Origin of the sequence: Shewanella sp. SW1, assembly GCF_025653545.1 — a bacterium.
GTDB classification, from domain to species: domain Bacteria; phylum Pseudomonadota; class Gammaproteobacteria; order Enterobacterales; family Shewanellaceae; genus Shewanella; species Shewanella oncorhynchi.
Genome location: NZ_JAKKSG010000023.1, coordinates 1 through 19,587, shown reverse-complemented (window position 1 = coordinate 19,587; position 19,587 = coordinate 1). Strand labels below are relative to the sequence as shown.

General features: G+C 47.0%; 18 protein-coding genes. 8 read left to right on the top strand and 10 right to left on the bottom strand.

Translation table 11 applies throughout. The features are described 5' to 3' along the window. Positions 1–37: 37 nt before the first annotated feature. Entirely contained in the window at positions 38–496 is a 459-nt protein-coding gene (locus L5M71_RS18515; RefSeq protein ID WP_263212512.1) for an immunity 26/phosphotriesterase HocA family protein, read from the bottom strand. 90 nt (positions 497–586) lie between these two features. Beyond that, complete coding sequence (gene ltrA, locus L5M71_RS18510; protein WP_263208919.1) at positions 587–1,936, bottom strand: group II intron reverse transcriptase/maturase; 1,350 nt, start codon at positions 1,934–1,936, stop codon at positions 587–589. Between the two features lie 944 nt (positions 1,937–2,880). Between ltrA and ric the strand changes: the two genes are divergently transcribed. Beyond that, complete coding sequence (gene ric / locus L5M71_RS18505) at positions 2,881–3,636, top strand: iron-sulfur cluster repair di-iron protein (RefSeq protein WP_263207598.1); 756 nt, start codon at positions 2,881–2,883, stop codon at positions 3,634–3,636. 132 nt (positions 3,637–3,768) lie between these two features. Continuing rightward, a complete protein-coding gene (locus L5M71_RS18500; RefSeq protein ID WP_105250431.1) occupies positions 3,769–4,272 on the top strand; it encodes a helix-turn-helix domain-containing protein in 504 nt (167 codons plus the stop codon). A 29-nt stretch (positions 4,273–4,301) separates the two neighbouring features. Here the strand turns inward: L5M71_RS18500 and L5M71_RS18495 are convergent, their stop codons facing one another. The 7 genes from L5M71_RS18495 to lptM form a co-directional block, all read right to left on the bottom strand. Beyond that, positions 4,302–4,880: a HupE/UreJ family protein gene (locus L5M71_RS18495; protein ID WP_105250432.1), complete on the bottom strand. Its 579-nt coding sequence runs from the start codon at positions 4,878–4,880 to the stop codon at positions 4,302–4,304. 113 nt (positions 4,881–4,993) lie between these two features. Beyond that, the gene (locus tag L5M71_RS18490) at positions 4,994–5,725 is read right to left on the bottom strand and encodes an HAD-IA family hydrolase (protein WP_168825913.1); all 732 of its coding nucleotides are present in this window, start codon (positions 5,723–5,725) and stop codon (positions 4,994–4,996) included. After that, positions 5,725–6,645, bottom strand: coding sequence for a tyrosine recombinase XerC (gene xerC / locus L5M71_RS18485; protein ID WP_131523372.1), 921 nt, complete (start codon positions 6,643–6,645; stop codon positions 5,725–5,727). Before xerC ends, L5M71_RS18490 begins: the two co-directional genes overlap by 1 nt. Positions 6,646–6,702: 57 nt before the next feature. Next, on the bottom strand, positions 6,703–7,332 hold the full coding sequence (locus tag L5M71_RS18480; RefSeq protein ID WP_173496192.1) for a DUF484 family protein: 630 nt from the start codon (positions 7,330–7,332) through the stop codon (positions 6,703–6,705). Beyond that, positions 7,329–8,156 (bottom strand): diaminopimelate epimerase, encoded by an 828-nt coding sequence (gene dapF / locus L5M71_RS18475; RefSeq protein WP_263207596.1) that lies wholly within the window; start codon positions 8,154–8,156, stop codon positions 7,329–7,331. Before dapF ends, L5M71_RS18480 begins: the two co-directional genes overlap by 4 nt. Positions 8,157–8,232: 76 nt before the next feature. Continuing rightward, the gene (lysA, locus tag L5M71_RS18470; RefSeq protein ID WP_263207594.1) at positions 8,233–9,477 is read right to left on the bottom strand and encodes a diaminopimelate decarboxylase; all 1,245 of its coding nucleotides are present in this window, start codon (positions 9,475–9,477) and stop codon (positions 8,233–8,235) included. A gap of 66 nt (positions 9,478–9,543) precedes the next feature. Beyond that, positions 9,544–9,732, bottom strand: coding sequence for an LPS translocon maturation chaperone LptM (lptM, locus tag L5M71_RS18465; protein WP_263207592.1), 189 nt, complete (start codon positions 9,730–9,732; stop codon positions 9,544–9,546). Positions 9,733–9,811: 79 nt separating this feature from the next. Between lptM and cyaY the strand changes: the two genes are divergently transcribed. Further along, complete coding sequence (gene cyaY / locus L5M71_RS18460) at positions 9,812–10,141, top strand: iron donor protein CyaY (protein WP_006083426.1); 330 nt, start codon at positions 9,812–9,814, stop codon at positions 10,139–10,141. Positions 10,142–10,226: 85 nt separating this feature from the next. Here the strand turns inward: cyaY and L5M71_RS18455 are convergent, their stop codons facing one another. After that, positions 10,227–12,638, bottom strand: coding sequence for a class I adenylate cyclase (locus tag L5M71_RS18455; RefSeq protein WP_263207589.1), 2,412 nt, complete (start codon positions 12,636–12,638; stop codon positions 10,227–10,229). Between the two features lie 202 nt (positions 12,639–12,840). Between L5M71_RS18455 and hemC the strand changes: the two genes are divergently transcribed. The 5 genes from hemC to L5M71_RS18430 form a co-directional block, all read left to right on the top strand. Beyond that, entirely contained in the window at positions 12,841–13,773 is a 933-nt protein-coding gene (gene hemC / locus L5M71_RS18450; RefSeq protein WP_263207587.1) for a hydroxymethylbilane synthase, read from the top strand. A gap of 4 nt (positions 13,774–13,777) precedes the next feature. Then, positions 13,778–14,518 carry a uroporphyrinogen-III synthase gene (locus tag L5M71_RS18445; RefSeq protein WP_263142975.1) on the top strand — a complete coding sequence of 247 codons (741 nt, stop codon included), beginning with the start codon at positions 13,778–13,780 and terminating at the stop codon, positions 14,516–14,518. Positions 14,519–14,578: 60 nt separating this feature from the next. Further along, positions 14,579–15,760 (top strand): uroporphyrinogen-III C-methyltransferase, encoded by a 1,182-nt coding sequence (locus tag L5M71_RS18440; RefSeq protein ID WP_263197086.1) that lies wholly within the window; start codon positions 14,579–14,581, stop codon positions 15,758–15,760. After that, positions 15,757–16,923, top strand: coding sequence for a heme biosynthesis HemY N-terminal domain-containing protein (locus L5M71_RS18435; RefSeq protein ID WP_168825925.1), 1,167 nt, complete (start codon positions 15,757–15,759; stop codon positions 16,921–16,923). The genes L5M71_RS18440 and L5M71_RS18435 overlap by 4 nt, the downstream gene beginning before the upstream one ends. Before the next feature lie 433 nt (positions 16,924–17,356). Beyond that, positions 17,357–19,587 (top strand): beta strand repeat-containing protein (locus L5M71_RS18430; RefSeq protein WP_263220675.1); only part of this gene is annotated, 2,231 nt, incomplete at its 3' end.

The window sequence follows — 19,587 nt, the reverse complement described above, 5'->3', positions numbered from 1 at the left end:
TGATAGTGGGTTGTGCCCTCATCACAGCGCTCGCGTATCAGCAGGCCCCGCCCGTCATAGTCGAACTAGTGGCGGTCAATATGTTATCCACCAATTCAAAACCTGACACACCCATTGTTAAGTAATTGGGGTACTCAGAAACAGGAATACGCCTAATCTCTTCCTCGCCTTTATACAAACCGCCTGCATAATTAAATATTTTCAACCTTTCTTTTTCTTCAGTTAAATTAACATGGTCAATTATTTTCCACATCCCGTTACTAATATTTTGGTTTCCAGTAAATAAAACTTGTGTTTTTTTGCCGAATTTTTCAACACAGATGGGAGATAAAAGATCATCATTGACAAATGAATTATCATTTTGAATAGAAAGCACGCAAAAAGAAATTATATTTTTAAACTTCTTTTTTGGTGAAAAAACAACCTGACAAATGGCATGGTTACTATTGCTTAGAGGGATAACAAAAATGTCACCTTCTCTATATTTTATTTTCATAAACCATAATCGGGTAGCCGGAGGTATCTAGCCTCCAGCCCCCACACCACCCTGCATGCGGCTCCGCACAGGGCGGTTCATTTAGAACGCCTAACTCACTTTCTGGTTAGGATAATGAACTGCAATCCATCCATCTCTCAGTGAACATAAACCTGCTTTCTTGAGATACTCATTACTCAGCGCTTGCTGTATCCCTGGTGTTTTCGAGCTTCGCCACGGCCCTTTGCTTGTAATTCCACAAGCAACGGCCGCTTGGATCCTGACGCCACGTTTGAGTAAGTTTTGTACCTTAGTCCGTGGCTTTCGCCATTGACGCCAGTAGCACATACGCACTCGACGACGGATCCAGTGGTCTACATCGACACACTCTTGGTAAGCGTTGGCTATGCCAAAGTAGTTGATCCAGCCTTGCATGTATTGCCGCACTTTAAACAATTGATAGCTCATGCTCACGCCCCAATTGCGGTTTGTCAGTCGCCTTATGTTTTGTTTGAAGATGTGCAGTGTTTTGACATGCCACTGGATCTTTCCGCGGTTAAAGGTAAACCCTAGGAACTTGCTTTGATCGACCTTAACCACTTGGCTTTTCTGCTCATTAACGGCCAGTTTTAGCTTAGTGGCAAGATAGCGAGTAATACTCTTGAGGACACGTTCACCCGCTCGTTGAGACTTGACCAAGATGATAAAGTCATCCGCGTAGCGGGCAAAGTGATGCCCTCTGCTTTCCAGCTCTTTATCCAGACTATCCAACATGATGTTTGATAGTAATGGTGAGAGTGGGCCGCCCTGAGGTACACCTTCGAAGCTTGCTTCAAATTGGTCGTTGATCATCACGCCTGCACGCAGGTATTTACCAATAAGCGCCAGCAGACGCTTATCCTGTACCTTGATCCTCAATTGAGTCATCAACAGGTCGTGATTTACTCGATCAAAGAACTTGGACAGATCAACATCGACGGCAAATTTGCGCTTCTGTTTGATGATATCTCTGACTTGCAAGACCGCTTGTTTGGCATTCCTATTCGGTCTAAAGCCGAAGCTATTAGCCGAGAAGAAAGGGTCAAACAACGGCGTGAGAATTTGAGCAATAGCTTGTTGTATCACACGGTCAATGACGTTAGGGATACCCAGTTTGCGTTTACCGCCATCGGGTTTGTCGATCTCTACGCGTCTGACTGCTGAGGGTTGATATTCACCTAACTCAAGTTGAGATTTACACTGTTGCCAACCGCCTTGTTGCATCCAAAGCGGGAAGGTTTCGATAGTCATGCCATCGATGCCAGCCGCGCCTTTATTGGCTTTCACTTGGCGCCATGCTCGATGTAAATTCTCAGGCTGGAGCAGTTGTTGAAATAAATCGCTGTTGAAGGCCGGTTGCATATCAATACGCTGCCGATAGTAATCGTCTGGCGACGTAGTGGGTATCGACAAGTTTGACAAGACTCCTCCTTCTTCTAAATGTTCAGGCCTTCACCATGTACCCACAACGCTAACGCGGGGTATGTTATCCCATCCATTACGATGGGCGTTAGGCTACTATGCCGTCTGCTGACTTCTGCTTAATCACATGCCGAGTTGCCCCGTCATGCGCTATCGGTTTTCATCTGGTTCGCTCTTTTCTGTCGATGACACTGAAAAGCCAAGGCACTTGTAAACCACATTTACGGTGGCCATTAGATCACGTGGTTTCGTCGTCTTGTGCCAACTCACCTCTAGCCTACGCCTCATATGATGTTCTTGTTCATCAGCTCGCAAATTTGCTAGCGGCTTCCTTCAGACCAATCCTCGCGGATAAGCCCTTGCCATTCGCTAGTAGTTAACGTTTAATTACAGGATGTTATTGAACGGTGACCTTCCTACAGAGGACTTTCACCTCATTAGTTCATGCCCATGCTGGGCGTACACAAAGCACTGCTACGGAAAATTTACTCGCTAGCGCTCGCAAAATTCCGCAGAGTGCAGCGTTATCTCCATAGAAATTTTAATCCGAAACTAATGGATTTGAGTAAAAAATCTAACTCACTTATGTCCAAAAATGAGCTAGTGAATCACTCTACACCAGACTGATTCACGTCAACCGCTAAAACCCGCCCTCGCGCCTCGTTTTTGGCTCTTTGAGGGCGGTTTTTCCCCCTTAAGATGAATCAAATCTCCAGAGAATTGATTCAACGCCAACTTGATAAGGTTACAAGGCCAAAATAACGGGCTAGATATCTGGGCTTCCTGTTGCTTGTAGCTCAGAACAATCAGATAGCCTTCCTTCTATTTGACTCCATTTATGTGACTGGTACTGCAAAACCTGACTATTTCAGTCAGGATTAGTTGCCACAAAATAAAGCTGCAAATAATATGAATGTAACTTTATTGCTGCTCTGGAGCTACTCATGTCTGCTACTTCTGTCTCAAAAGATGCACAACTCCCACCCCATGGGCTTAATTCTCAACACAATCGTTGGCTAGAACGAAAAATTGGTGAGCTAGTGGCAGAAGACTTTCGCCGCGCACATGTGTTTAGTCAATTTGGTATCGATTTTTGTTGTGGCGGGGGTAAATCACTGGCGGTCGCCTGTGAGCGTGCAGATGTAGATCCCGCAAAAGTGGTTGCTGCGCTGAATGCCGCAACACTTACCGGTAGCAAAGAAGATGAATTAAATCAATTACCCTTAGATCAACTTATCGAATATATAGAATCAACGCACCATCAATACGTGCGCGAAAAAGCCCCTTTATTGGTCGAATATTCCGAGAAAATGATTCGCGCTCACGGTGAGCACTATGCCGAAATCGTTCCCTTTGCGGGTTGGGTACGAGCCTTAGTTGAAGACTTAATGCCGCATTTAATGAAGGAAGAAAAAATACTGTTTCCGGCGATCCGCGCCATGAGTCATGGAGAGCAGGTTGAGGCTTGCTTTGGCCATATTGGCAACCCCATCAATGCGATGCAACATGAGCATGAAGAAGTCGGTTTGATTTTACAAAAATTACACGAGCTCACTAACGACTTCACACCACCTGAATATGCGTGCACTACATGGCGTGTTTGTTATGCCACTCTGGCGGAATTTGAGGCGGACTTACATCAGCATATTCACTTAGAAAACAATATTCTATTTCCTAAGGCATTGGGTCTCACCCAATAATTGATTAAATGTTTATCCCGTAGCGGCTCCAAATTACAGATTTTCCGCTTAACCTTGAGGCCAGACCTAAGTCTGGCCTTTCAATTATTGACGTGCTACAACAAGTCATGTGTCGCTGACGGATAAGCTGCCATGACATTTCAATCATTTGCACTCGATGATATTGCCAATTTGCACGAATCGGCCCAAGTAGAATTTAAACTCGCAGGTGGCCGCGATGGCCAAGGTCAATTACCCGAAGACATTTGGGCTACTTATAGCTCTTTTGCCAACACTTTGGGTGGCGAGATCATCCTAGGTGTGCGGGAAGAGCGTGGCCATTTCAGTATTGAAGGCATTCCCAACCCCCTTCCCGTCTTGCAAGAATTTTGGGAAATCCTTGATGACCCGAGTCGCACGAGTCACAATCTTTTAGCGATCTCGGATGTACAGATTATTGAAATTATGAACAAAAAACTCATTCGTATCCGCGTACCGCTGGCGCCTGAGCAGCTAAAACCTATCTACGTAGGCAGCGATCCTTACACTGGAAGTTATTTTAGGGTGGGAGATGCCGACATGCACGCGAGCCGTCGGCAAGTCAATCTACTGCTACGCCGCGCCCATCTTTGCATGAAGCAACTCAAGGCACGTTAATCCAGTAAATCTAACATCCTGTTATTACGTTAAAAACCTGCTAATAGATAGCCGCCCATGGCCGCAATCGCTACGCCAGTAACGCGCATTAAATTGCGTTGCCCTGTCATCCGCTGCATTCCAAGGCCTATCATTACGCCGCCTAAATGGATGACTGCTGTACCAAATAAAAACCCTAGGGCATACAGGACTGGGCTAGCCAATTCCGGCATTTCAGCGCCGTGGGCATGCCCGTGGAAAATCGCGAATACGCCCACAAAGGCCATGGCGAATAACAGCGGAATTTGACGATCGAAGGCGATAGCAAGACCGAGCAACAACACTGAGAGGGCAATACCTATTTCGACAAAGGGAACGGCAATCGCATATAAACCTAAAATCCCGCCCACTAACATAAAGGTGACAAATGCTAAGGGTACAGTCCAAATCGCGCGGCCACCGAGCTGGGTGCTCAACATGCCCACACTCAACATAGCCAGCAAGTGATCGAAGCCCAATACGGGATGATTAAAACCCGACATGAAACCGCCACCTGAATGGATCTCATGGGCCGATACCGGCGCGATCCAACATAAAGTGAGCAGTAATAACAACCCGATACGCGCCATAAAATAGCCTTAGTCAGTGACTTTAGTGATATAAAACTTAACTTTAGTGCAAATTTGGCTGGCAAACCTTGATCTCAATCACCCAAAGATACAGATTAAAAATGCACGCTAAGTTAGTTTACGTCGATAGCCAATACTTTTGTCAAAGCGTCGAGGGAGGCTATTTCTAAATGGGGCAACAAGGCGGCTATCGGTAAGGAATCGACTCGACCAAAACTGGGATTTAGCCACACAGACTGACACCCCGCCAATCGAGCACCACGAACGTCGGCATTCATACTGTCGCCAACATGCAGTAAATGTTGCGGTGCAATGTTTAATCGCGAGCAGGCCAATTCGAACATGTCTTTAGCGGGTTTCATATGCACGCCATTACCTGGATGCAACACAAACTCGAAGGCATCACCTAAACCAATCCGCTCGGCATCCACATTGCCATTGGTGATCCCGACTAATCTAAAATGCTGCGATAAGCGCTTGAGTAATAAGAGCACTTCGTCAGACACTTGAAAATGGCTGCGATAAAAATAAAAGCATGCTAATCCTTGCTCGGCGCCGCGTTCGGCTTCAGTCGACGAATACCCTAATTGTATTAGACCTTGGCGAAGCGTAGCTAAACGTGCTGCGCTGGTGTCGTGGGCGAGCTCACGATTTTGTTGCAAAAGTTGCAGTTTTAGCCTGCGCCAATCATGGGGTTGCCACGCCTGCGATAATGGATAAGTCTGCAACAGAAACGTCGCCAGCTCAGCCTCGGCATTTAAAATATGCGGCAGATTGTCGTACAAGGTATCGTCGAGATCGAAACTGATCGCTTGAATATGTTGAGGCCTAAGATAGCAACGCATTATTTATCCTGTGTTTTTTTCGCTCTAGGATGGGCGTTATCATACACCTTAGCTAAGTGTTGGAAATCCAAACTGGTATAAATTTGTGTGGTCGCTAGGTTCGCATGACCCAATAATTCTTGTACCGCCCGCAAGTCGGCGCTCGCTTCTAACATGTGAGTGGCAAAGGAATGACGCAGCTTATGGGGATGTACTCGCACCGATAATGCCTGCTCTTGACCCCATTTAGCCATGCGCGCCTGAATACTGCGATGGGAGAGTCGCTTGCCTTTTTCAGTCACAAATAAGGCGTTATCTTCACAGGGGATCTGCTTTCGGCAATTGAGCCAATTCTGCAGCGCAGTAATCGCTAAACGACCGACTGGGACGATACGCTCCTTATTGCCTTTACCTAAGACTCGCACTTCTTTCAAATCGTATTGCACACTGGATAAATTGAGCGCGGCGAGTTCTGCTAAACGTAAGCCACTGGAATAAAACAACTCCATCATGGCTTTATCCCGCAGACTCAGCGGATCTGTACCTTCAATGTCGAGCAAGTGACTGATAGCATCGACATCGATATTCTTCGGCAGAGGTTTGGTTTGTTTGGGGGCACTTAAGCCTTTGGCGGGATTAAGCTCAATCACGCCTTCGCGCAGCAAAAATTCACCCCATTGTTTTACCGCCGATAAACACAGAGAAAGCGATCGCGGGCTTAAACCTTTGCGGTGCAATTTGGCTAATACTTGCTGCCAATGCTCACGGCTCACATTGAGTAAATGCACGCCTTCGGGCAAGAGATCGCTACCGCGATTAAGCTCATAAAGGTAATTACGTACTGTATGGGCAGACAACTGTCGCTCGGTACTCAGATAACGTTCAAAGGTTTGTAACCATTGAGTATTTAATGCCGACACTTCGCCTGTTTGCGTACTCATATCGGTTTCCTCATGGGTTTTGCCAAGCCTTGGGTGAGCACTATAGCTCAACGGCCGTTACAGCTTGGCAAGCATATGCGCCAGTAAACGCCGCAACTGTTCCAGCAGCATGTTATCCATATCAGGATGAAAATGGGTGACATCTTGGCTAGCAATGGCAAAAATCACCGGGTTGTCTTCCGACAATTTAGTCAGTGCCACCGAACCCACTTCGCTACCAAATAACCGTTTGGCTTCTTGCTGCGTTAGCCGACCAAAATAGTGACCTTTATGCAGCCTTTGATCCCATATTGCCTTCATATCGGCATCGAGAACGCTGATCAAACGCACATGACTGAAATTAAACTGTAATTTTAAACTGTCGGCTAAGATTTCTTTGAGTGACACTAGATCGGCACAATTCAGTAGCTGGAAGGATAACTCAGTATTGAATTGGTAAATTTTCTCGTTGCGCGCCGCCATCGTTAACAGACTGGTGATCTCTTCTTCCAACTGGCTGACTCGCTGGCGCAGCATTTCTTGACGACGTTCCACTAAAGAGATAGCGCCGCGCTCCAGGTGGGGCAGACGCATTGCCAGCAATAGTTCGGGATAGCGATTGAAAAAATCAGGATTATCCAGCAGATACTCGCGAATAATCAACTCATCAAAGGGCACATTCGTCTGCGGCATCAAGGGCTCTGTCATAACTGAATTTGTCCATCATAAACGTGTTGCGCTGGGCCCGTCATCCACAAAGGTTTCCCCTCGCCTTCCCAGTTGATGGTTAAAGTACCGCCGGGTAAATCCACCCGCACTTGCTGGCCGAGCTTTCCTTGCACTTGACCCACAACTACAGCTGCACATGCGCCTGTACCACAGGCCAAGGTTTCGGCCGCGCCGCGCTCATACACCCGCAGCTTAATGTGACCAGAGTCCACGACCTGCATAAATCCCACATTCACACCACGGGGAAAACGCTCATGCTTAGTGAGCATGGCACCAATTTCAGCAACGGAGGCGCTCGCCACATCTTCAACGTCGAGCACGCAATGGGGATTACCCATAGAAGCCGCGCCACATAAAAAGGTTTGCAGCGGTGTTTGCAGTAAATAGGTTTTCTCAGCTTTCTTAGCTTTAAAGGGTATCTGGCTCGGTTCGAGGATCGGCACGCCCATATTCACGGTAACTGTACCGTCTCGCTCTAAGCGCAGAGTCATCTTACCAGACGAAGTACTAACACGGATTTTGCTCTTGTTAGTCAGGCCTTTATTACGCACAAAACGGGCAAAACAGCGGGCGCCATTGCCGCATTGTTCGACTTCAGTGCCATCTGCATTGAAGATGCGATAATGAAAATCTAAATCGGGATCATAGGGCGGCTCAACTAAGAGTAGTTGGTCGAAACCTATGCCAAAGTTACGGTCGGCTAAACGGCGGATTTGCTCAGGCGAAAAGAACACGTTCTGCGTGACCCCATCGACCACCATAAAATCGTTGCCCAGTCCGTGCATCTTAGTGAATTGGATCAAGATACTTATCCTTTAAGCCGAGGCGCTGCTCATAAAGTATGAAACCAAGCGCCTGAATCAATATAATTTTTCTAGTTTACGGCAGGAGTTGCTCACCTTGCCAGAGCTGAGACAACTTTTCTCGCTCACGCACTAAGAAAGCCTGCTCACCATCCACCATAACTTCAACCGCACGAGGACGAGTGTTGTAGTTAGAGGCCATAGCAAAACCATAGGCTCCACTCGAACGCACCGCCAGTAAATCACCCGCGGCTAACGCGAGCTGGCGATCTTTACCTAAAAAGTCACCGGTTTCGCACACTGGGCCAACAATATCAAACTCATAGGCCTCTGAATCCCTTGGCACGACTGGGATAATATTTTGCCATGCACTGTAAAGTGCGGGACGAATCAAGTCATTCATCGCGCCATCGACAATCGCAAAACGTTTGTCGCTGTTTTCTTTCAGATAAAGCACCTGAGTAACAAAAATCCCCGCATTGGCGGCAATCGCACGGCCCGGCTCGAAGATCAGCTTCAGTTGACGGTCGCCCAAACGCGCCAATATGGCGGCGGCATACACATCAGGATGTGGCGGCGTTTCGGCATCATAGGTCACCCCTAAACCACCACCCACATCGAAATGCTCAATAACGATACCCTGCTCGGCCAAACGGTCGATTAACGCAAGCATACGATCCATCGCATCGAGGAATGGTTTGATTTCAGTCAGTTGTGAGCCGATATGGCAATCGACACCTTTCACTTTTAAATGTGGCAACGCATGGGCACGGGCGAAAACGATTTCAGCCTCATCCATAGCAATACCGAATTTGTTTTCTTTAAGGCCAGTCGAAATGTAGGGATGGGTTCCCGCATCAACATCGGGATTAATCCGCAGGGACACAGGCGCCACTTTACCTAAACGACCTGCGACCAGATTTAACTGCTCAAGCTCAGCACTCGATTCAACGTTAAAGCAATAAATGCCCAGATTAAGTGCCTGTTCCATTTCCGCCGCAGTTTTACCTACGCCAGAGAACACCACTTTAGCGGGATCGCCGCCCGCTTCCATCACTCTGGCTAACTCACCGCCCGACACGATATCAAAACCACTGCCTAAACGTGCCAGCACATTCAGTACAGCCAAGTTCGCATTGGCTTTAACCGCGTAACAAATCAAATGTGGATGATCTGCCACGGCATTATTAAAAGCATGCCAATGGCGCTCTAGCGTGGCGCGGGAATAGATATACAACGGTGTGCCATAGGTTTGAGCTAAATCGGCAACCTGGCAGCCTTCGGCGTGCAGGGCATTTTGTTGGTAGAGAAAGTGATCCAATGTCTGATTCCTTACTGCGCTTTATCGCTGCGATAGTGATAGTCGTTGTAGTTATAGCGATTGTTATTACTGTGTTTTTTGTGCTTCGATGGCTCTAATTTCGGTTTTAATCTCTTCCACTTCAGGCACAGTTTTAGCTTCATCAACCTTTTTAGGTTGATTCACCTCTGTGGCGGGCGATCGATAGAGGGGGCCCTTCTGGCCGCATGCCGTAATGAATAGGCTACCAAGCAATAACAATAAAAACAGTCTCATTTTTCTCAACATCTGTGCATCTGGTGACTAATGGCCTTATAATCGCACCCATCTTGACGAAAGCAAAGGACAGAAATGCATGGCCATTACAGATACAGAATTTCACCAGCTCGCCGATGACATGTTCCAAGCCATAGAAAATGCGATTGAAACTGCGATTGATGAGCAAGATGCCGATGTTGATATCGATGCCAGTGGCAACGTATTGCAATTAGAATTTGTTGATGGCTCTAAGATAGTGATCAACAAGCAAGAACCTTTGCATGAGATTTGGGTAGCCACACGTTTTGGTGGATATCATTTTGGTTTTGTTGAAGGTAAATGGATGGACGGACGTAATGGCGGCGAGTTTATGCCATTCGTGCAAGAGTCTATCGAGCGCCAAGGCGGAATTAAGCTTAGCTTTTAATCTAATCCAGTCGTAGCGCAAAGCCATAATAGTGCAAAACAATAATGGGAGCCTTAGCTCCCATTATTTATGTTAAAAAACCAGCTTAAAACTCAGTGTCTAGGTCACTCATATCTATGCCGAACGGCGCCACAGTTAACTCCCCTGCCACTCGTACTAGATGGAAAAACTGCGGAATATTGAATCGTGCCCGTGAAGCATAATGCTCATCGAACACATAGTGATGACTGACTTTATTCACTAACTCGGCCATGTTTGATCCCGCCTGCACATAATGACTCAGCTGGTTTTCCTCATCGAGAATAAATACATCCAAGTTATCGACTCGTTGGCGTAGAAAATATTGAATCGCCCCTTTCGCCGCATAGTTCTGCACCACTTTCGGCATACTCGAAAAGGGATCGTCACCTAATTCAGGCCGCGGCAATAGTACAAGATGACTGCGGGATAACTGTTGATAAAATGACTTGGCATCGCTCAAGTCCTGATAAGCCATACCTAAAGGATTAAAAAAGATCCCATAGCGAGTACGACTTATCTGCAGTGGCTGCACTAAGGTGCTGGATTGCTGCACTTGTTGGCACAAACGCATAGTTTGTTTTAGTAGATTTTTCACTGCTAATTTAAGCTGTGGGCGTAACTTCTGTGAACAGCTGATCACATCCATATCCACAGGTAAACTGGCCCGTCTTAGCCCCGGCGTCACAAAGGCTAAAGCTTGCAATACCGCGGTATCGCCTTCGAAGCGATGACACTGCCATTCACCCCAACTATTCAAGCAAATCGCATCTAACGCACCAAGCATATTGGCTTTTTTACGCCCGAGTGAGAACACGTTCGCATTCATCACATCGACCATCATTTCCTGTCCTTGCCATTCAATGGTGGGATCGCAATCCAGATTGAGCACGAAAATCAGCTTACGAAAATGCCATGGCTGACATAAGTCACGTTTAGATACACGCCAATCGTGGTCGATAAAATTCAGTAACCGCTTAGAAGCTTCGGTAAGCCGTTTCGACTTTGCCTTACTCTGACCATATTCATGCCATTGAGTACTCGGCGTCGAGATCCCATTTAAACATGCCCAAATCATTAAAGCTGAAGGGGTTTTTCCCTTACATATTGCCGACTCGCCTAACAAATTTTGTGGCTGAGGCCCTTGTCGATACAGATAATATTGACGCTCGCGGGAGCTTGAGACCATAGTCACTTCGGACTCAGCGACTGAAGCACTCCACAGCAGATTCAGCTTAGCGATTTGGTCTTCATCTTGACTAAAATAGGTATGCAACTTGCGAGTCAGCATTCCCAAATCTTCAATCCGCAAACCTTCATTTAACTCATGTGTCGATGCGAAGCGTAATAAGGTTTGGTAGCTCGCTAATAACAGTTCATTAAGTTGCTCGTTAAACCAATTGAGCTGGCCACTATGCCAATGTTCACAATTGTCTAAAGTGCTAATCAGACTATCTGGCCATTGCCAATCCTGCACCAGCTTTTGCAATTTAGGATAACGCCAATCTTTGCCCTCTTGGGTTCGACTCAAGTGCACGCCACATTTTAAATAGAAGCAGCGCCGCACTATCTCTAGTCGGCGAGTATCATTCTGCTTAAGTAAATAGGTTTCGATAATCTCATAGATAGAGTAATAGGCATCATTCGACGTCGAAAAATCACCGGCGAGCGTTTTCTGCCATAAGTGATCACAAAGCAGAGTTGAATGGGGATAATCACTGGCATAAGCCTCGAGTAGCAATACTTTAATCAGCGCCTTATGGGGCTTTTCTAAGCCCTTGTAGAGCTGCCATAACGAAGCACCAAAGTACTCACTCGCAGGTAATTCATGTACATCGCCTAAGGACAAGAGCGCAGGATTGAGTTTAGCGTCTGGCCACCATGCAATTGTTTTACCCGCCAAACGAATTTGGCTGCGATAAAACTCTTCAAGTAATAGCCAATGCTGCATACTACCGCTATGCTCATGGGCCATTGCGGATTGACATCCACGAACGGCTTTACCGCCACAAAACTGCTGCGGATGAACTAAGTAAAAATTCACCTCAAACTGATACTCGGCAAACCAAGCAGTCAATCGAGTCGCTTTAATCTTGATTAGCGCCAAATCCTCAGAACACAGATCAGCCCTATGTACTAACCAAACATCGACATCGCTCTTGGCATTTTGGCCAAAACTGCCAGTACTCCCCATCGCATAAACGCCTTCAAAGGCATTGATATCCGCTTCTTGAGTAGTAAAAGGCAGAGAGAACACATCGCAGGCCTGGGACTCAGTCTCACCAACCTGATACTCGTTGATTCCACAGGGCGTATTGGCGGCATGATAGCCAGGATACTGAACACCGTTCTGGTGAATTAAAAAAGGGATCAAATGGAATAAGTGTTTTTGTAGCGGCGATAGCAAAGCTAAGGCGCGTGCAATACGTACCTTATTAAGTCTTTCTGCTATATCAGGAAACTGTATTTGCCGATCCATTCAAAAACACAACACTTAAGCACTTATGGGAAATGTGCTCATGTTAACACTTTTACAAACTCGAGCAACTAAACGTGAAGCCCGTCACGCTTTCACGGTATCTAGAACATCGCCAACTTCAAAGAATCGATACGGCTTCCTTACATAAACGATTTGCCAATGTTAGCATTGGCGCAACTAAGATCTTTGATGGAAACTAGGCATGTCTGAGAACCGCATACGTATCGCAACCCGCAAGAGTCCGCTGGCCATGTGGCAAGCTGAATTTGTTAAAGCCGAATTAGAACGCATTCACCCCGGTATTGTGGTGGAATTGCTGCCAATGAGCACTAAGGGCGACGTTATCTTAGATACGCCGCTAGCCAAAGTGGGCGGTAAAGGGTTGTTCGTCAAAGAGCTTGAAGTCGCCATGTTAGACGATCTTGCCGATATCGCTGTACACTCAATGAAAGACGTGCCAGTCGATTTCCCCGAAGGTTTAGGCCTTGAAGTTATTTGCGAGCGTGAAGATCCCCGCGATGCCTTTGTATCGAATTTATATAAATCGATCAGCGAATTACCATTAGGCGCAACTGTGGGCACCTCGAGCCTACGTCGTCAATGCCAACTGCGCGCATCACGCCCTGACCTTATTATCAAAGATTTACGCGGTAACGTAGGCACTCGTTTAGCCAAACTTGATAACGGCGAATACGATGCCATTATTCTTGCCGCTGCAGGCTTAATTCGCCTGAAATTGTCTGAGCGTATTGCCAGCTTTATTTCTGCCGAAGAGTCCTTGCCCGCCAACGGCCAAGGCGCTGTGGGTATCGAATGTCGCACCAACGACGCACGCGTTAAGGCACTACTGGCACCATTAGAACATTTAGAAACGCGCTACCGTGTGATTGCCGAGCGCGCGATGAACACGCGCCTAGAAGGTGGATGCCAAGTGCCGATTGGCGCATTTGCCGAAATCAATGGTGATGAGATGATATTACGCGGCCTAGTCGGTAACCCTGATGGTAGTGAAATCATCGAAGGCGTGATCACAGGTCCAAAAACCGACGCCACGCAATTAGGGGTTGCCCTTGCCGAAGAGCTATTGAGCAAAGGCGCAAAAAGCATACTCGACGCTGTTTACGCTAAAGCATAAGTCGATGAAAGTCTTACTGACGCGCCCAGAAGGGCGCAATCAGTCCATGATCGATGCCTTGAATCAACAAGGCATTAGCCATTGGGTTACACCTCTACTGTGTGTCGAAGCAACGCCGCCCATCACAACGAATAACTCGCACCCACTGGCACACGCCGATATGATTATCTGTATCAGCGCTAATGCAGTCAGCTTTGCCGACTATGCCTTAACAACCGCTCATTCTCGAATAAAAGGCTGGCCTCAAGCTCAATATTTCGCAGTAGGTCATGCGACTTGGGAAGCATTAAATCAGCTCGGCATTGAAGCCCTCGAAGCCCCAGATGATTGTCAGCAGACCGAAGGTCTACTCACGCTCGCGCCTTTGCAAGATATTAAAGGTAAGCAGATTACGATCATACGTGGCGTTGGTGGCCGTGAAGCCTTAGCTGAACGACTGGCTGAGCGCGGGGCAACAGTGCGCTATTGGGAAGTATATCAACGGGCTTGTCCACCACTCAATGGACAACAGATCGCACAACAATGGCAAGAGTTTGGCATCGACACTATTGTCGTCACCAGCGGTGAAGTACTGGATAACCTGATTAATCTAGTGCCAAAAGAGTTATTTGCATGGCTGCGCTCATGTCATATCATAGTCCCAAGTAACCGAGTAGAAGCTCAAGCTCACGCCTTTGGTATAACCCAAGTCACCAATGCCAATGCCGCCAACAGCAAAGCCGTGCTAAACGCCCTTAAACTCTAAGCGCTATTTAGCCCGATTTAACTCGAATTTCGGCAGTAGCATGTTTTCAAGGACTGTTAAATGGATAACAACAAGCACGACGCAAAGAGCCCTGAATCACAGGCTACCTCTATTATTGAACCATCAATAACGACTGATGACACGCCCATAACTTCAGCGCCATCAACTGAATCCCAAACAGCCAAAGCCACACCTTCAAGCACGTCGAGTCAAACGCCAGCATCCAATAGAAGCTCGTGGGCGATTCGCTTTGGGGTGTTATTAGCGCTGGGTTTAACCGCTTGCACCCTTGGCGGCGGTTTTATGTTATACCAACAGATGCAACAGCAACTGCTGGCGCAGGATGCGAAAAATATCGCCCTGCAGGACCAATTACAGCAAGCCCTGCTACAACCCAATCAACGTATTGGCCAGCTTGAACAGCAACAACTGAATGATGCTAAGACCTATCAAGAATTAACAAAATTGGCAGAAGACCAAAATCAACTGCAGGACAGGATCAATAAACTTGCCCAGCGCAGTCCAACGCATTGGATGGCGTCAGAAGCCGAATATCTAGTAAACATGGCGGGCCGTAAACTTTGGTTAGAAAAAGATCCCCGCACCGCCACCGATCTATTAAAGTCGGCGGATGAAACCATCGCCGCCATGAACAATCCCGCTTTGCTACCTATTCGTAAGGCTCTGGCAAAAGATATCGCCGCGACTGCAAGTATTAAAACCACAGATATTGATGGTAGTGTATTAGCCCTCGATGCCTTAATTGAGCAACTCGATAAACTACCCCTTAATCGCACCGATGCAGAAACCGATGCCCCTGAAGATACAAACATTACTGGCGATTTAAATGACTGGCAGAGCAACTTAGGGAAGACGTGGAAAGCGTTAACCCAAGACTTTATCACCATACGCCATAGAACCGCCGATGCACCCGCTTTACTTGCTCCTGAGCAACAGTGGTATCTGGTTGAAAATATTCGTCATAAACTGCTGCAATCTCAACTTGCGTTATACCGCTACGACAGAGCCGCTTATCACCAATCATTAATGATGGTGCGTAAGTGGATTCAAACCTATTTTGATACTCAAGATCACAGCACTGCTGAAGCCATCGCCAAAATCGATACATTGGCGACATTAGAACTTGATCCTATTACTCTGAAATCCTTTGCTGCAAAACCTCTGCTATTACAGCTGACAAGCTATGGTGAGCTGACCTCATCAGAGGATGTGCCATTATGATCAAGATATTAATTTTCTTAGGAATAATACTAATAGGGCTCTGCATTAGCCCTTGGTTGGTGGGCAACACAGGTTATGTATACATTGCGGCAGGTGACTACCAGATTGAGACCAGTTTAGTTTTTGGGATCATTGCCTTAATTGTATTTTATGCCATGTTCCAAGTACTAGAATGGTTGGTGATTAGCGCCATTAATCTCATGCTGCGTAGCCGTTTTATTCCTCGCCACTGGCGCCGTCGCTCCGCGAAAAAGCATACCTTAATGGGTGCACTGGCTCTGGCAGAAGAAGATTGGCCAGCAGCAGAACGCGCTATGATAAAAGGCGCCGATAATGGCGAACTCCCTGCACTTAATTTACTTGCAGCGGCTCGTGCTGCCCAGTACCAACAGAAAATAGCAGAGCGTGATCAATATCTTGACCGTGCAGCAACACAACCGCTGGCCGCGAATGCCGTCGCAACCACGCGTACTCGATATCTGTTAAAACAAGGTGAGTTAGCTTTAGCCCGCACCGAGCTCGATAAATTAGCCCCCACAAGTAAGAGCAAAGCACCGGTACTCAAACTCGCCCTCGAGTTATATCGAGCGCAAGAGGATTGGGATGCGCTCAAGCTATTATTACCTATTTTGAAGAAACGCCAGATCCTAGATGACACCCAGCTAAATGAACTCAATGTAATCACTCACTGCGCTTTACTCAAAGCCGCAACCATTAAAGGCGAAGAAGCCTTAGAACAATGCTGGCAGTGGTTATCTCGCAGTGAGCGCAATCAGTCTGAGTTTTTGGCGATTTATGCTGTGGGTTTATGCCGCTTTAATCGCAAAGAGCAAGCGCTGAAGCTACTCTCGAAAAAATTACGCACTGCTCCTGAATCTGCACTTTTAGAAGTCATTCCAGAAATAACGACAGCCCAAGATACAGAAATCCGTAAGCAGTTACTCAAGCATGAAATCACCCATGAGAATAATGCCGACTACCAGATGTGCTTAGCTAAACTTTATCAGCAAACACGGGATATGAAAGAAGCCAGAACCTGCTGGCAAAATGTTTGCCGACTCGAACCCACAAAAGCCTCTTGGTTGGCGCTTGCACGGATTCAAGAACAGTTAGGTGAACAAGGTAACGCAAATCAAAGTTATCGTCAGGCGGTTAATCTGTAGTTCTACAATGCCTGCAACCTAGTAGCCGTGATTTGAGTAACGAAAGATCACGGCACTTGCCAATGCTGGCATATTAAAACCCACTTAACTTGCCAAAAATGTTAAAAACTAGATCGTGTCGCTTCTTTTCCGTAAAAACCACTCCCCCAATCCAGATTAATTTCTTATAACGATGCTTAATCTTAGAGTTAAAAAGTACTAAATACGGCCCTTTTTATAGATATAACTACTACATCTAGTTACAGTTCTAAAAATTGTCACTTTTGCGCATTAAGATCCGTAAAACCGCATAAGAACAGGCAACACAAGCGCGTCAAAAAATTGACTCAAGTCGTTTCGTTAGCTAAAATTCCACCACTTGTATCACAGTGCGACATATTTGTTGGACTTGTGCGTCTATGGATTAACACACTTTGGCTGTTGGGAGCTTACTATGGGATCGGTAATTACATCAAAGAAAGGTTTGCTTAAGTTAGTAAAAGGGCAAATCAATGTCGAAGTTGATGGTTCAAATCAACCCGCTAAGGATGGCGAACAACTCCCTAAAGGTGCTGTGCTCCATATTGGCGAAAACGCAACCTATGAAATTACCTTCGATGATGGCACTAAGCTATCAAATGAAGTCGCGCCCAGCGAAACTACTGCAGCAGCCTCTGGCACAGCTAACGAAGCAGCCCTAGATGAAATTCAAGCATTACAAGATCTTATTGCATCCGGTGAAGACCCAACTCAGAACCTACCAGAAACCGCAGCAGGTAACACACCAGGCAGTGATGGTAACTCGGGCTATGTCACTCTAGCCCGTAGCGGCACAGAAACCATTGCAGCTTCAGGCTACTCAACAAGCGGCCAAGCACTGACTGGAACGACGGTTAATATTCCACAATTCACCATTGCAGCAGACTCACCTTCAGCACTTGCTAATGACAGCAACACTTCCAATGAAGATACTGTAGCGACTGGCAATGTGCTCGATAACGACATTGATGTGGATTCAACTCTAAGTGTTGTGAGCTTCGAAATCAGCGGTACCACCTACGCAGCAGGCACAGAAGTGACTCTCGAAGGTGGTGTTTTAGTTTTAAATAGCGACGGCTCTTACACCTTCACACCGAATGAAAACTGGAATGGCCAAGTACCTGTCATTACCTACACAACCAACACGGGCTCAACTGCAACGCTAACCATTAATATCAGCCCTGTCGATGATCCTTCCATCCTTGCAAATGACAGCGCCACAGTTGCAGAAGACACTGCAGCAACTGGCAATGTGCTTGATAATGATTCCGATATCGACAGCACCCTTTCCGTTGTCAGCTTCACCGTGAACGGCGATACTGTTACCGCCGGCACCACCGTTTCCTTAGAAGGCGGCAGCTTAGTCATCAATGCCGATGGCTCTTACACCTTCACGCCAAATGCAAACTGGAATGGCCAAGTACCAGTCATCACCTACACCACTAACACTGGCTCAACAGCCACATTAACCATTAATGTGACCCCGGTTGATGATGCCTCTGCGTTAGCCAACGATACTAATACCGTTGATGAAGATACCGTTGCCACCGGTAACGTGCTCGCCAATGACAGCGATGTGGATAACACCTTATCAGTCGTTAGCTTCACCGTGAACGGCGATACAGTTACCGCCGGCACCACCGTTTCCCTAGAAGGCGGCAGCTTAGTCATCAATACCGATGGCTCTTACACCTTTACGCCTAATGAAAACTGGAATGGCCAAGTACCTGTCATTACCTACACCACTAACACAGGCTCAACTGCCACATTAACCATTAATGTGACCCCGGTTGATGATGCTTCTGTGTTAGCCAACGACACCAATACCGTTGCTGAAGACTCGATTGCCACAGGCAACGTGCTCGCCAATGATAGCGATGTGGACAACACCTTATCGGTCGTTAGCTTCACCGTAAACGGCGATACCGTGGCCGCAGGCACCACAGTTGAACTTGAAGGCGGCAACTTAGTCATCAATACCGACGGCTCTTACACTTTCAGACCAAATGAAAACTGGAATGGCCAAGTACCTGTCATCACCTACATCACTAACACAGGCTCAACTGCCACATTAACCATTAATGTGACCCCGGTTGATGATGCTTCTGTGTTAGCCAACGACACCAATACCGTTGCTGAAGACTCGATTGCCACAGGCAACGTGCTCACCAATGATAGCGATGTGGACAACACCTTATCGGTCGTTAGCTTCACCGTAAACGGCGATACCGTGGCCGCAGGCACCACAGTTGAACTTGAAGGCGGCAACTTAGTCATCAATACCGATGGCTCTTACACTTTCACACCAAATGAAAACTGGAATGGCCAAGTACCTGTCATCACCTACACCACTAACACAGGCTCAACAGCAACGCTAACGATTGAAGTTACCCCAGTGAACGACGCACCCGATGCCATCGATGACACTTACGAGGTTGCTGAAGGCGGCAGCGTCACTGGCAACATCATCACTGACCTACTCGGACGCGATACCGACGCCGATGGCGATACGCTGACGATCACCCAAATCAATGGTCAGCCCGTCACCTTCGTGAATGGCGTGGCCACGGTGGCGGTGGCAGGCGGCTCTTTGGTCATCAACCAAGACGGGACTTTCACCTATACCCACAATGGCAGCCAACCGGC

What these genes read in the sequence shown, in the direction of transcription:
- L5M71_RS18515 (WP_263212512.1), bottom strand. Translation starts at nt 496, where the DNA reads ATGAAAATAAAATATAGAGAAGGTGACATTTTTGTTATCCCTCTAAGC.
- ric (WP_263207598.1), top strand. Translation starts at nt 2,881, where the DNA reads ATGTCTGCTACTTCTGTCTCAAAAGATGCACAACTCCCACCCCATGGG.
- L5M71_RS18500 (WP_105250431.1), top strand. Translation starts at nt 3,769, where the DNA reads ATGACATTTCAATCATTTGCACTCGATGATATTGCCAATTTGCACGAA.
- L5M71_RS18495 (WP_105250432.1), bottom strand. Translation starts at nt 4,880, where the DNA reads ATGGCGCGTATCGGGTTGTTATTACTGCTCACTTTATGTTGGATCGCG.
- L5M71_RS18490 (WP_168825913.1), bottom strand. Translation starts at nt 5,725, where the DNA reads ATGCGTTGCTATCTTAGGCCTCAACATATTCAAGCGATCAGTTTCGAT.
- xerC (WP_131523372.1), bottom strand. Translation starts at nt 6,645, where the DNA reads ATGAGTACGCAAACAGGCGAAGTGTCGGCATTAAATACTCAATGGTTA.
- L5M71_RS18480 (WP_173496192.1), bottom strand. Translation starts at nt 7,332, where the DNA reads ATGACAGAGCCCTTGATGCCGCAGACGAATGTGCCCTTTGATGAGTTG.
- lptM (WP_263207592.1), bottom strand. Translation starts at nt 9,732, where the DNA reads ATGAGACTGTTTTTATTGTTATTGCTTGGTAGCCTATTCATTACGGCA.
- cyaY (WP_006083426.1), top strand. Translation starts at nt 9,812, where the DNA reads ATGGCCATTACAGATACAGAATTTCACCAGCTCGCCGATGACATGTTC.
- L5M71_RS18455 (WP_263207589.1), bottom strand. Translation starts at nt 12,638, where the DNA reads ATGGATCGGCAAATACAGTTTCCTGATATAGCAGAAAGACTTAATAAG.
- hemC (WP_263207587.1), top strand. Translation starts at nt 12,841, where the DNA reads ATGTCTGAGAACCGCATACGTATCGCAACCCGCAAGAGTCCGCTGGCC.
- L5M71_RS18445 (WP_263142975.1), top strand. Translation starts at nt 13,778, where the DNA reads ATGAAAGTCTTACTGACGCGCCCAGAAGGGCGCAATCAGTCCATGATC.
- L5M71_RS18440 (WP_263197086.1), top strand. Translation starts at nt 14,579, where the DNA reads ATGGATAACAACAAGCACGACGCAAAGAGCCCTGAATCACAGGCTACC.
- L5M71_RS18435 (WP_168825925.1), top strand. Translation starts at nt 15,757, where the DNA reads ATGATCAAGATATTAATTTTCTTAGGAATAATACTAATAGGGCTCTGC.